The sequence below is a fragment of the Gordonia sp. (in: high G+C Gram-positive bacteria) genome (assembly GCF_047600385.1).
Taxonomy (GTDB): domain Bacteria; phylum Actinomycetota; class Actinomycetes; order Mycobacteriales; family Mycobacteriaceae; genus Gordonia.
The window spans coordinates 2,724,045-2,736,801 of record NZ_JASGKZ010000001.1 but is presented as its reverse complement, the minus strand read 5'-3'; the positions used below and the strand labels follow the sequence as shown (position 1 = coordinate 2,736,801).

The window sequence follows — 12,757 nt, the reverse complement described above, 5'->3', positions numbered from 1 at the left end:
GCGGCACCGACGGTAGCGATCGGCCCGCGACACCGAACGGTGTCACGGGCCGATCTCGTCGTCGTTCCGCCGACTCGCTGCGCTACGGCGTCGCCGGGCCGGGGACGCCGTCAGGCACGACGCCGAGCGGTCGCACTGGCGTAGAGGCAGATCGCGCTCGCCGCCGCCAGATTCAGGCTCTCGGCCCGGCCGTGGATCGGGATCGAGACCCGATGATCGGCGCCGGCGATCTCCCGCTCGGACAGCCCGTGGGCCTCGTTGCCGAACAGCCACGCGTGCGGTTCGGCGAGCAGGTCGTCGGCCTCGGGCAACGGCACCTCCCCGTCCATGGTGGTCGCCAGGGTACGCAATCCGGCCTCCCGCAGCCGGGCCAGACCCGCGGCGACGTCCCGTTCGACGATCAACGGCACGTGGAAGACGCTGCCGGCGCTCGCTCGCACGCACTTGCCGTTGTGCACGTCGACGGCATCGCCCAGCAGCAGGACCGCCTTGGCGCCCATCGCGTCCGCGCAGCGGATCAGGGTGCCCGCGTTGCCGGGTTCCCGCGGTTCGACGGCGACCACCGCGAACCCGTCTCCGGACAGGTCCACCCGGTCCGGGGTGTCGGTGAGCAGACCGCAGACCGCGAAGATCCCCGGTGCGGTGGTGGTCTCGGACAGCTTGTCCGCGGCGCGCGGACTCAACCGGTGCACGGGCAGCCGGGCGGCCTCGGCGCGGGCGATCAGGTCGGCGTGACGGCGGTTCTCCGCGGCGGGGTCGGCGTCGTCGTGCCGGACGAGCAGCTGCTGCGCCCGTCCGGTGGACAGAGCGGCGTCGACGGCGTTGGCGCCCTCGGCGAGGAAGGTGCCGGTGGAGCGTCGTACCGACGCCCGATGAAGCTTGGCCAACGAGACGACCCGCGACGAACGTTCGGTGAGAACATCCATCGCGGGTCGTCCCGGAAACTCGGTGCCGATCGGAGCGATCAGGCGGCCGGAGCGTTCACGTCGGCCGGCAGCGCCTTGCGCGCGACCTCGACCAGACCGGCGAACGCGGTCGGATCGGTGACGGCCAGGTCGGCGAGGACCTTGCGGTCCACCTCGACACCCGCGAGCTTGAGGCCCTGGATGAAGCGGTTGTAGGTCATGTCGTTGGCGCGGGTCGCAGCGTTGATGCGCTGGATCCAGAGCTTACGGAACTCGCCCTTGCGCGCCTTGCGGTCGCGGTAGGCGTAGGTCATCGAGTGGAGCTGCTGCTCCTTGGCCTTGCGGTAGAGGCGCGAACGCTGGCCGCGGTAGCCCTTCGAAGCCTCGAGGATCGAGCGGCGCTTCTTCTGGGCGTTGACAGCCCTTTTCACACGTGCCATGAGAAATCTGGTCCTTAACTACTTACGAAATCGTCGGGAAAGAGGTCACTTGTTGAGCAGGCGCTTGATGCGCGGAGCATCGGCCTCGCTCACCACGGTGGTGCCGTCCAGGCGACGGGTGACGCGCGAGGACTTGTGCTCCAGCAGGTGGCGCTTGCCGGCCTTCTGGCGGACGATCTTTCCGCTGCCGGTCGTCTTGAAACGCTTGGCAGTGCCCTTGTGAGTCTTGCTCTTCGGCATGGGTTTCCTTCATTCGGGCGAAGTTCACCCGCCGTACCGGAGACCGGCACGGCGGGAGACTCCGCGTGAGTGGGGTGTGGAACGGGTCGGGTCAGCGGTCCGAAGCGGACTGTTTGGCCTGGGCCCGAGTCTTGGCGCCCTTGTGCGGCGCCAAGACCATGGTCATGTTGCGGCCGTCCTGCTTGGCCGAGGTCTCGACGAAGCCGTACTCGGCGACGTCGTTGCCCAGGCGCTGCAGGAGGCGGTATCCCAGTTCCGGACGGGACTGCTCGCGCCCGCGGAACATGATGGTGACCTTCACCTTGGAACCCGCTTCGAGGAACCGGACGACGTGACCCTTCTTGGTCTCGTAGTCGTGGTCGTCGATCTTCGGGCGGAGCTTCTGCTCCTTGATGACGGTCATCTGCTGGTTCTTGCGCGATTCACGCTTCTTCTGCGCTGCCTCGTACTTGAACTTGCCGTAGTCCATGATCTTGCACACCGGCGGGCGCGCATCGGGCGCGACCTCGACCAGGTCCAAGTCGGCTTCTTCAGCCAGGCGGAGCGCATTCTCAACACGCACGATCCCCACCTGCTCTCCCCCCGGTCCGACAAGACGGACCTCGGGAACGCGGATGCGGTCGTTGATGCGGGTTTCGGTGCTGATGTGGCCTCCTCGATCAGTGTCTTCTCTACACAACCGACGGAGCGGTGCGGAGTAACAGTGAGGACTTCGAGACCAATACGCGCATCGTCGGCGGGCACTCGCATCACCTGAACGGGGATGCGCGCCTCATCGTCGTACGATGACGCGACCGGAACCGTACAACTGCCGCTCGGAAAGACGGTGTCGGACGGTGGGATTCGAAGATCCGCTTGCTACCCCGGCAGAGCCAGGGCGGTCGTACTGTGTAAGTCTAGCAGTCGTGAGCGAAAACTCCTACTCCACCGACCCGTCCGATCCCGCCGACGATCAGCAGGTCCGCGAACTCGCGACGATCCCCGCCATCGAGGTGATCTCGCGCGCGGCCGTCATGCTGATGAGCGCCGCCGCCGAGAAGATCGGCCCGGAGGCCGGCGGCGACGCGCAATTCCGCGATCTGCCGGAGGCCCGCGCGCTGATCACCGCGCTCGCCGGTCTGGTGACCGCCTCCGCGGGCGATCTCGGGCTGCACCGCAAGCCGATCCAGGACGGGGTCAAGGCCCTGCAGCTGGCGTTCCGCGAGGCGAGCGCCTACCCGGACGAGCCCGGCCAGGGGCCGGGCGAGAAGCAGACCGGCCCGGTCGAAGACTGAACGCGAGCGTCTTCGCGCAACGGAGGCCGGACGTGTTCACCCGCCCGGCCGCGTAGCACCCCGGCGGCGGACCCTCCGGCCCGGTCCGGCCGATCACTCGGCCGGACCGGGGCGGCTCAGTCGTCGGTGTCGTGCAGCCGGTCGAAGAGGATCGCGAGTCCCGCCGCGTCGCCGCCGGCCGTACCGCGGGGCCGAACGGTCGCGGTGTCGCAGATCTGCGCCCGCATGCGCCGCGGCGCCGGACCGCGCTGGGGCCGTTCCGCCTCGGCCGTCTCGGCGAGGGCGGCTTCGAGTTCCCCGCGCGGCACGCCCGCCCAGTAGGCCGCCACCGCGACCCAGTGGCGGCAGGGACCGCAGCCGCAGCGCTTCCCGGCGGCCGCCCGGTGGGCGGAGGTGCGTGCCTCGACGATCGCCTTCGCGTACCGCATGCCGTGCTTCTGAACCATCCTGATCTCCTTCTCCCTGGGGACACACGTCTCCTGTAAGACGTGTTCTGTGCCGGGTGATCAGGAGTGATCGGTTCAGGGAGAGTGCACGTGCGGTTCCTTTCTGCGGAGATCGGATGTCCGAGGACATCGGACGGATGAAACTACCGGAGCCCTGCTCACGACGCAAGAGGGTCCGTCGTCCGTTCTCGGGATCGCCTCTGCCGGCGTCGAACCGGCGCGGGCGCTCACGCGCTCAGCCCACCGGCTCCACCGTGGGCAGCAGTTCCTTCAGGAAACCGCCGGTGTGCGACTCGGCGACCGCCGCGACGTCCTCGGGCGTGCCCTGCGCGACGACGGTGCCGCCGCCGCTGCCGCCCTCGGGACCCATGTCGACGATCCAGTCGGCGGTCTTGATCACGTCGAGGTTGTGTTCGATCACGATCACCGTGTTCCCCTTCTCCACCAGGCCGTCGATCACCAGCAGGAGCTTGTGGATGTCCTCGAAGTGCAGGCCCGTGGTCGGCTCGTCGAGGATGTACACGGTGCGGCCGGTGGAGCGTTTCTGCAGTTCGGCGGCCAGTTTCACGCGCTGGGCCTCGCCGCCGGACAGCGTCGGCGCGGGCTGTCCGAGCCGGACGTAGCCGAGTCCGACGTCGACCAGGGTCTTCAGGTAGCGGTGGATGGAGGTGACCGGTTCGAAGAACTCCGCGGCCTCCTCGATCGGCATGTCGAGCACCTCGGAGATGGTCTTGCCCTTGTAGTGCACCTCGAGCGTCTCGCGGTTGTAGCGGGCGCCGTGGCACACCTCGCACGGGACGTACACGTCCGGCAGGAAGTTCATCTCGATCTTGATGGTGCCCTCGCCCATGCACGCCTCGCAGCGGCCGCCCTTGACGTTGAACGAGAACCGGCCCGGCTGGTAACCGCGCACCTTGGCCTCGGTGGTGGCCGCGAACAGCGTGCGGATCTTGTCGAAGACGCCGGTGTAGGTGGCCGGATTGGAGCGCGGGGTGCGGCCGATCGGCGACTGATCCACCTGGACCAGCTTGTCGAGCTGCTCGAGACCGTTGATTCGGGTGTGGTGCCCCGGCACCTGCCGGGCGCCGTTGAGCTTGTTCGCCAGGACGGTGGCCAGGATGTCGTTGACCAGCGTCGACTTGCCCGAACCGGACACCCCGGTGACGGCGGTGAGCACCCCGAGCGGGAACTTCACGTCGATCCCGCGCAGATTGTTCTCCCGCGCCCCGACCACGGTCAGCTGCCGCTTCCGGTCGATCGGCCGACGGATCTCCGGGACCGCCAGCCGCTTGCGCCCGGACAGGTACGCGCCGGTCAACGACTCGGCGTTCGCCAGCAGCTCCGGATAACCGCCGCTGTGCACCACCCGGCCGCCGTGCTCACCGGCGCGCGGCCCGATGTCGACGATCCAGTCGGCCGCGGCGATCGTGTCCTCGTCGTGCTCGACGACGATCAGGGTGTTGCCCAGGTCGCGCAGGCGCACCAGCGTGTCGATGAGGCGGCGGTTGTCGCGCTGGTGCAGGCCGATGGACGGTTCGTCGAGCACGTACAGCACGCCGGCCAGACCGGCGCCGATCTGGGTGGCGAGCCGGATGCGCTGCGCCTCCCCGCCGGACAGCGACCCCGCCGCCCGCGACAGCGACAGATACTCCAGGCCGACGTCGAGCAGGAACGTGATGCGCGCCTGCACCTCCTTGAGCACCCGCCCGGCGATGGCCGCCTCGCGCTCGCCCAGCCGCAGACCGTCGAGGTACTCGGCACACTCGGCCACCGACAGCGCGGTGACGTCGGCGATCGAGTAGTCGCCCTTCTCCGGGTGGTGCAGCGTCACCGAGAGGATCTCCGGGCGCAGTCGCGTCCCCGAGCACGCCGGGCACGGCACGTCGCGCATGTACCCCTCGTAGCGCTCCTTCATCTGCTCGGACTCGGTGGTGTCGGCGCGGCGGGTGAGGAACGCCATCACACCCTCGAACTCGGTGTGGTAGCTCCGCGTCCGACCGTAACGATTGCGGAACTGCACGTGCACCTGGTGATCGGAACCGTCGAGCAGAGCCTTGCGCGCATTGCGCGGCAGCGACTTCCACGGCGTGTCCAGGTCGAAGCCCATCTGCTCGCCGAGACCGCCGATCAGCCGCTGGAAGTACTCGGCGTTGTGCCCCGACGACCAGGGCGCGATGGCGCCCTCGGCCAGGGTGAGGTCGGGATCGGGCACCACCAGCGACTCGTCGACCTCCTTCTGCACTCCGAGGCCGTCGCACACCGGGCACGCGCCGTACGGCGAGTTGAACGAGAAGCTGCGGGGTTCGAGGTCGTCGATGGCGATCGGATGCTGATTGGGGCACGCCATCTTCTCCGAGAAGCGGCGGGTGCGGTGCTCGTCGTCCTCGGGACGGTCGACGAAGTCGAGCACCACGATGCCGTCGGCCAGCCGCAGCGCGGTCTCCACCGAGTCGGTGAGACGCTGACGCGCGGTGGGCTTGACCACCAGGCGGTCGACGACGACGTCGATGTCGTGCTTCTCCTGCTTCTTCAGCTTCGGCGGATCGGCCAGCTGGTGCACCGTGCCGTCGACCCGGGCGCGCGAGAAGCCCTGCGTCTGGAGTTCGGCGAACAGGTCGACGAACTCGCCCTTGCGGGTGCGGACCACCGGCGCGAGCACCTGGAACCGGGTGCCCTCCGCCATCTCCAGGACCTGGTCGACGATCTGCTGCGGCGTCTGCCGTTCGATCTTCTCGCCGCAGGCCGGGCAGTGCGGGGTGCCCGCGCGCGCGTAGAGCAGCCGGAGGTAGTCGTAGACCTCGGTGATGGTGCCCACCGTCGACCGCGGATTGCGGTTGGTGGACTTCTGGTCGATGGACACCGCGGGCGAGAGGCCTTCGATGAAGTCGACGTCGGGTTTGTCCATCTGCCCCAGGAACTGGCGCGCGTACGCCGACAGCGACTCGACGTAGCGGCGCTGCCCCTCGGCGAAGATGGTGTCGAACGCCAGCGACGACTTCCCGGACCCGGACAGTCCGGTGAAGACGATCAGCGAATCGCGCGGGAGATCGACGTCGATCCCGCGCAGATTGTGCTCTCGCGCACCCCGGACGATCAGTCGATCAACCACGTCTACCTCACGAAACTCTGGGCTGGAACTGTCTGTGATCTCGACTCCGCTCGATCATCGAGGGAAGCGACTCGACTCTCCGAGAAGAACCCTCCGCCCCCGAGAGGAAACCCTCCGCTGATCGAGCGGAGAACCCTCCGCTGGTCGAGCGGAGTCGAGACCACAACGCGTCTGATCTCGACTCCGCTCGATCACCGAGAGAACCCGACCGCCGAGAGAATCCCGACCATCGAGGGAACCCGACAGACAAGGGAGTCCGATCACGGTGGGGAACGGGTGTTCCCCACCGATTCAGGGTACGCGCGGGGTACGACAAGTCCCGATTCACCGGGCTTCGCTGTGAGCGGAACGACGACGCCGTCCCCGCTCCGACGACTATGCCGTGGATCACTAGACTGGGACGCATGAGCATCGAGGTCGGCATCTCCGACGAGTACACCGGCGACGTGTCCCCGGCCGAGGACCACCACGGCGTCCACGCCCAGCGCCGCACCCTGGACGACGCGACCATCGTGAAGATGTCGGTGGGACCGATGGACAACAACGTCTACGTGGTGACCGACACCGCGACGGGCCGGCGCCTGCTGATCGACGCCGCCAACGATCCGGACTCGATCCTCGCACTCCTCGACGCGCTGCCCGGTGAGCTGACGCAGATCGTCACCACCCACGGCCACGCCGACCACTGGCAGGCCCTCGAAGCGGTCGACGCCGCGACGCGCGTCCCCACCGCCGCGGGCGCGGCCGACGCCCCCGAACTGCCGGTGGCCCCGGACCGGCTGCTGCACGACGGCGACACCCTGAGCGTCGGCGACCTGACCCTCGACGTCATCCACCTCGTCGGCCACACCCCCGGTTCGGTGGCGCTCGCGCTGACCGAGGCAGGCGGCCGAGTGCACCTGTTCACCGGCGATTCACTCTTCCCCGGCGGGGTCGGCAAGACCTGGCAGCCGGGCGACTTCGAGATCCTGCTCGGCGACGTCGAGACCAAGCTCTTCGGCCGGTACGGCGACGACACCGTCGTGTATCCGGGCCACGGGAAGGACACCACGCTCGGGGCCGAGCGGCCGCACCTGCCCGCATGGCGGGAACGGGGCTGGTGACCGCCGCCGGGACGGCATCGACCATGCCGTAAGGCCGCTTCCGCTGCGGTGTACGTCACCGGCGCCGCGGGTGATCGATCAGTACACTGGATCGACTGTGACCCCCGATCCCCGCCTCGCCGAAGAACAGGTGCATCTCGACGCCGTGTACGCCCGGCTCGACCGCATGCGTGCGACCGCCCACCGTCGTCTCTCCGATGCGCTCCTGGAGACCACCGGCACCCCGCAGGCGCTGTCCGAGCGCGAATCGTACGAACGCCACTACTCCCAGATGCTCACCCGCATCGACGCCGCCGAACACAATCTGTACTTCGGCCGGCTCGACATGCAGCGCCCCGACGACGAGTCCGGCGGCGTCCACCGGGTGGGCCGCATGGGCATCCTCGACGACGACGGCGTCACCACCCTGCTGCTCGACTGGCGGGCGCCGCTCTCGCGGCCGTTCTACCTCGCGACGCCGGCCTCGACCGAGGGGGTGCGGCGGCGCCGTCACCTGCGGACCCGGTCCCGGGCGGTCCGCAGCGTCTCCGACGAGAACCTGCTGTCCGGCGAGATCGACGCCGACGACGCCCACGACTCCAGCGTGGTGAACGAGACCGCGCTGGTCGCCGCGCTGAACGCGGCCCGCACCGGCGAGATGACCGACATCGTCGAGACCATCCAGCGCGAACAGGACCAGATCATCCGCGAACCGCAGCGCGGGATCATGGTGGTCCAGGGCGGACCGGGCACCGGTAAGACCGCCGTCGCGCTGCACCGCGCCGCCTACCTGCTCTACACCTACCGCGACACCCTCTCGCGCAGCGGCGTCCTCATCATCGGACCGAACGAGACCTTCCTCGACTACATCGCGCAGGTGCTCCCCTCTCTGGGCGAGACCGGGGTGCTGCTGTCGACCGTCGGCAACCTGTTCCCCGGGATCCGGGCGGCCGGGCACGACGACCGGCGTGCCGCCCGGCTCAAGGGCGACGCCCGACGCATGCTCCCGGTGCTGCGCGCCGCCGTGCGGGCCCGCCAGTCGCTGCCGCCGAAGGGGCTCACCGTCGACTTCGACGGCACCCGGCTGCCGGTGGACGGCGACGTCGTCAAGACCGCGCGCGCCGCGGCCCGCTCCACCCGGCGCCCGCACAACCTGGCCCAGCGCACCTTCCTGCGCACCGCGCTGGACGAGCTCGCCGCCGCCCACGCGCGCCGCCTCGGACCGTCGACGCTCGACGGCTCGCAGCTGCTCACGGCCGCCGACCTCGACGACATCCGCACCGAACTGGAGGCCGAGGACGACGTCGTGCGCACCGTCCTGCAGTTCTGGCCCACCCTGACCCCGCAGCGTCTGCTCCGCGACCTCTACGCCAATGCCGCGTTCCGCCGCAAGGCCACGCGCGGCTGGAGCGACGACGACCGCGCCGCCCTGGCGCGCCGCGCCCACCCGCTCCCCGACGACGCCGACCTCTCTCCGGCCGACGTCCCGCTGATCGACGAGCTCGCCGAACTGATCGGCTACCGGACCGACGAGTCCGAGCGGGAGCAGCGCGCGCAGTGGCGCAGGCGGATCGCCGAGGCCCAGGACGCCCTCGACATCCTCACCGGCTCGGCCCCGCAGGACCTCGAGGACGAGATGGATCCCGAACTGCTCATGGCGTACGACCTGATCGACGCCGAGCAGTTGGCCGAGCGTCAGGAGGTGACCGAGTACCGCACCACCGCCGAGCGCGCGTACTCCGATCGCAGCTGGACGTTCGGGCACGTCATCGTCGACGAGGCGCAGGAGCTCTCGACCATGGCGTGGCGGATGATCATGCGGCGCATCCCGAATCGGTGGATGACGATCATCGGCGACACCGCCCAGACCGGCGATCCGTCGGGCACCACGTCGTGGGGCGATCTGTTCTCGACGTACGTCGGCGATCGCTGGCGGCTGCGCGAGTTGACGGTGAACTACCGCACCCCGGCGGAGATCACCCGGTACGCGAATCGGCTGCTCACCGAGATCGACCCCGAGCAGAGCCCGCCCGAGTCGCTGCGCAGCAACGGCATCGAGCCGTACGCCGTGCCCGCCGAGGAGGACTCGGCGTTGGAGACGGCCCTGGCGACGGCGGCCGCCGAGGGGTGGCCGGGTCTCACCGCGGTCCTGGTCGCCGATTCCGCGGCCGACGCCGCGCGCGCGGCGGATGCGAGGGACGGCATCCGGGTGCTGCCGCTGTCCGCGGCCAAGGGCCTGGAGTTCGACAACGTCGTCGTGGTGGAGCCGGCCGAACTGGTGGCGTCCTCACCGCGCGGCCTGAGCGATCTGTACGTGGCACTGACCCGCGCGACGCAGCGCCTCGTGGTGGTCCACGGACGAGAACTGCCGGCAGGTCTGGAAGACCTGCCGGCAGCCTCGTAGTCGAGGAGAGTGCGACGTCCTAGGTGGTGTGGACGATGAGCACGTCGCACGACGCCTTGCGCGCGACGTCCGAGGGCACCGAGCCGAGCAGACGCCCGGCCAGGGAGTTGAGTCCCTTGTTGCCCACCACGAGCAGGTCGGCGTCGGCGTCGGACACCAGCTGCAGGAGAGCCTCCACCGGAGCGCCCTTCACCGAGCGCGTGTCGACGACGGTGGCGCCGGCCGCCTTGGCACGCTCCTTCGCGGTGCGGAGGATCTCCTCGGTCGGCGAGCTTCCCATCACCTGGTAGGCGTCGTCGCCGAGGGCGTCGGCCGCGGCCTCGGTCGCCCGGTCGTCGTTCGGGAAGTAGGCGCAGGCGATCAGCAGGTTCGACTTGTCCCCGGCGATCGCTCCGGCGCGCGCCACGGCGTGCAGTGACGATTCGGATCCGTCGGTACCGACGACGACGGTCTTGTAATCGGCCATTCTTGCTTCTACCTCCGTCAAAGTGCCCGGCTCAGCGTCTCCGAACCGGAACGGTCTCTTAAAAACATACCTTGCTTACCCACCGGTAGAGCGTGGAAACCTCGGGTCCGTCCCGCCTACTTGATCCCCGCCGCGTCCATGCCGCGCAGTTCCTTCTTGAGATCGGCGATCTCGTCGCGCAGCCGCGCGGCGAGCTCGAACTGCAGGTCACGAGCCGCATTCATCATCTGCTCGGTCAGTTCTTGCACCAGGTCGGCGAGTTCGGCACGCGGCATGGCCGATGTGTCGCGCTGCTCAATCACCCCGGTCCCGGCCGACTTGCTCACTTCTCCCTGGGCTCGGCGTCCGCGGCTGACGTTGCGGCCCGAGCCGCCCACCTCCACGGTGTCCTCGGCCTCGGCGTACACCTGGTCGAGAATGTCGTTGATCTTCTTGCGCAGCGGCTGCGGATCGACGCCCTTCTCCTTGTTGTAGGCCATCTGCTTGGCTCGGCGGCGATCGGTCTCGTCGATGGCGTTCTGCATGGAGTCGGTGATCTTGTCCGCATACATGTGGACCTCGCCCGACACGTTGCGCGCCGCGCGGCCGATGGTCTGGATCAACGACGTCGTGCTGCGCAGGAACCCCTCCTTGTCGGCGTCGAGGATCGCCACCAGCGACACCTCCGGGAGGTCGAGGCCCTCGCGCAGCAGGTTGATGCCCACCAGGACGTCGTACTCGCCTCTGCGGAGCTGACGCAGCAGTTCCACGCGGCGCAGCGTGTCGACCTCCGAGTGCAGATAGCGGACCCGGATGCCCAGTTCCAGCAGGTAGTCCGTCAGGTCCTCGGACATCTTCTTGGTCAGCGTGGTCACCAGGACGCGCTCGTCCTTCTCGGTCCGCTCCCGGATCTCGTGGATCAGGTCGTCGATCTGCCCCTTGGTCGGTTTGACGACGATCTTCGGGTCGAGCAGTCCGGTCGGGCGGATCACCTGCTCCACGAACTCGCCGCCGGACCGGCCCAGCTCGTACGGCCCCGGCGTCGCCGAGAGGTACACGGTCTGGCCGATCCGGTCGGCGAACTCGTCCCAGGTGAGCGGCCGGTTGTCCACCGCGGACGGCAGTCGGAACCCGAACTCGACCAGGTTCCGCTTGCGCGACATGTCGCCCTCGTACATGGCGCCGATCTGCGGCACGGTCACGTGCGACTCGTCGATCACCAGCAGGAAGTCGTCCGGGAAGTAGTCGATCAGCGTCGCCGGCGCCGTCCCCGGGCCGCGGCCGTCGATGTGCCGCGAGTAGTTCTCGATCCCCGAGCAGAACCCGACCTGACGCGCATCATCTCGATGTCGTAGTTGGTGCGCATGCGGAGTCGTTGCGCCTCCAGATGCTTGCCCTGCTTCTCGAACTCCGCCAATCGCTGTTCCAGTTCCTCCTCGAATGCCCTCGATCGCCCGCGCCATCCGGTCCGGGCCCGCGACGTAGTGGGTGGCCGGGAAGATACGCAGGCTCTCGACCTCGCGGATCACGTCGCCGGTGAGCGGATGGAGGTAGTAGAGCGCCTCCACCTCGTCGCCGAAGAACTCGATCCGGATCGCCAGTTCCTCGTAGGAGGGGATGATCTCGACGGTGTCGCCGCGGACCCGGAACGTGCCGCGGGTGAAGGAGACGTCGTTGCGGTCGTACTGGATGTCGACCAGCAGCCGGAGCAGGGCGTCGCGGTCGATGGTCTCGCCCACCGCCAGCTCCACCGACCGGTCCAGGTAGCTCTGCGGCGTGCCCAGACCGTCAATGCACGACACCGAGGCGACCACCACGACGTCGCGCCGGGAGAGCAGACTCGACGTCGCCGAGTGACGCAGCCGCTCGACGTCGTCGTTGATCGAGCTGTCCTTCTCGATGTAGGTGTCGGTCTGCGCGATGTACGCCTCGGGTTGGTAGTAGTCGTAGTACGAGACGAAGTACTCGACGGCGTTGTTCGGCAGCATCTCGCGCAGTTCGTTGGCGAGCTGGGCGGCGAGGGTCTTGTTGGGCGCCATCACGAGCGTGGGGCGCTGCATCTTCTCGATGAGCCACGCGGTGGTGGCCGATTTACCGGTGCCGGTGGCACCCATCAGGACGATGTCCTTCTCGCCTTCGACGAGGCGTCGTCGCAGGTCGGCGATGGCCGTCGGCTGGTCGCCGGCGGGCTCGAGATCGCTGATCACCTCGAAGGCGGTGTTCGACCGTTCCACCTCGCCGAGGGGTCGGTGCTCCGAGTGCGCGACGATCGGCTGTTCCGCTGCGAATGCCATGGCCCCAGGGTAATCCGAGGTACCGACAGTCCGGCTCCAATGCCTGTGCCCCCGCTCCGGGGACGGCGGTCTCGACGGAGAAAGGGTCGTGCCCCCGGTTGCCGGGGCACGACCCTGT

General features: G+C 68.8%; 11 protein-coding genes. 3 read left to right on the top strand and 8 right to left on the bottom strand.

The genetic code is table 11. The annotated features are described in order from the left end of the window. Positions 1-110 precede the first annotated feature (110 nt). The 4 genes from QM809_RS12360 to infC all read right to left on the bottom strand — a co-directional run bounded on the left by QM809_RS12360 (position 111) and on the right by infC (position 2,264). Positions 111-926, bottom strand: coding sequence for a TrmH family RNA methyltransferase (locus QM809_RS12360; RefSeq protein WP_415046078.1), 816 nt, complete (start codon positions 924-926; stop codon positions 111-113). Positions 927-964: 38 nt separating this feature from the next. After that, complete coding sequence (gene rplT, locus QM809_RS12355; RefSeq protein WP_415046077.1) at positions 965-1,345, bottom strand: 50S ribosomal protein L20; 381 nt, start codon at positions 1,343-1,345, stop codon at positions 965-967. A 45-nt stretch (positions 1,346-1,390) separates the two neighbouring features. Beyond that, positions 1,391-1,585 carry a 50S ribosomal protein L35 gene (gene rpmI, locus QM809_RS12350; protein ID WP_415046076.1) on the bottom strand — a complete coding sequence of 65 codons (195 nt, stop codon included), beginning with the start codon at positions 1,583-1,585 and terminating at the stop codon, positions 1,391-1,393. Between the two features lie 91 nt (positions 1,586-1,676). Next, positions 1,677-2,264 carry a translation initiation factor IF-3 gene (gene infC, locus QM809_RS12345; RefSeq protein ID WP_415046075.1) on the bottom strand — a complete coding sequence of 196 codons (588 nt, stop codon included), beginning with the start codon at positions 2,262-2,264 and terminating at the stop codon, positions 1,677-1,679. A gap of 226 nt (positions 2,265-2,490) precedes the next feature. Between infC and QM809_RS12340 the strand changes: the two genes are divergently transcribed. Beyond that, on the top strand, positions 2,491-2,859 hold the full coding sequence (locus QM809_RS12340) for a DUF1844 domain-containing protein (RefSeq protein WP_415046074.1): 369 nt from the start codon (positions 2,491-2,493) through the stop codon (positions 2,857-2,859). Between the two features lie 116 nt (positions 2,860-2,975). Here QM809_RS12340 and QM809_RS12335 read toward each other — a convergent pair whose 3' ends face one another. Further along, positions 2,976-3,305 carry a hypothetical protein gene (locus QM809_RS12335; protein WP_415046073.1) on the bottom strand — a complete coding sequence of 110 codons (330 nt, stop codon included), beginning with the start codon at positions 3,303-3,305 and terminating at the stop codon, positions 2,976-2,978. A gap of 235 nt (positions 3,306-3,540) precedes the next feature. After that, complete coding sequence (uvrA, locus tag QM809_RS12330; protein ID WP_415046072.1) at positions 3,541-6,414, bottom strand: excinuclease ABC subunit UvrA; 2,874 nt, start codon at positions 6,412-6,414, stop codon at positions 3,541-3,543. A gap of 404 nt (positions 6,415-6,818) precedes the next feature. Between uvrA and QM809_RS12325 the strand changes: the two genes are divergently transcribed. Both QM809_RS12325 and QM809_RS12320 read left to right on the top strand, forming a co-directional pair. Beyond that, positions 6,819-7,517, top strand: coding sequence for an MBL fold metallo-hydrolase (locus QM809_RS12325; RefSeq protein WP_415046071.1), 699 nt, complete (start codon positions 6,819-6,821; stop codon positions 7,515-7,517). 97 nt (positions 7,518-7,614) lie between these two features. Then, complete coding sequence (locus tag QM809_RS12320; protein WP_415046070.1) at positions 7,615-9,900, top strand: HelD family protein; 2,286 nt, start codon at positions 7,615-7,617, stop codon at positions 9,898-9,900. A gap of 19 nt (positions 9,901-9,919) precedes the next feature. On the opposite strand, the gene QM809_RS12315 is transcribed toward QM809_RS12320, so the two are convergent. Both QM809_RS12315 and uvrB read right to left on the bottom strand, forming a co-directional pair. Continuing rightward, positions 9,920-10,366: a universal stress protein gene (locus QM809_RS12315; RefSeq protein ID WP_415046069.1), complete on the bottom strand. Its 447-nt coding sequence runs from the start codon at positions 10,364-10,366 to the stop codon at positions 9,920-9,922. 116 nt (positions 10,367-10,482) lie between these two features. After that, on the bottom strand, positions 10,483-12,639 hold the full coding sequence (uvrB, locus tag QM809_RS12310) for an excinuclease ABC subunit UvrB (RefSeq protein ID WP_415046068.1): 2,157 nt from the start codon (positions 12,637-12,639) through the stop codon (positions 10,483-10,485). Between the last annotated feature and the right edge of the window lie 118 nt (positions 12,640-12,757).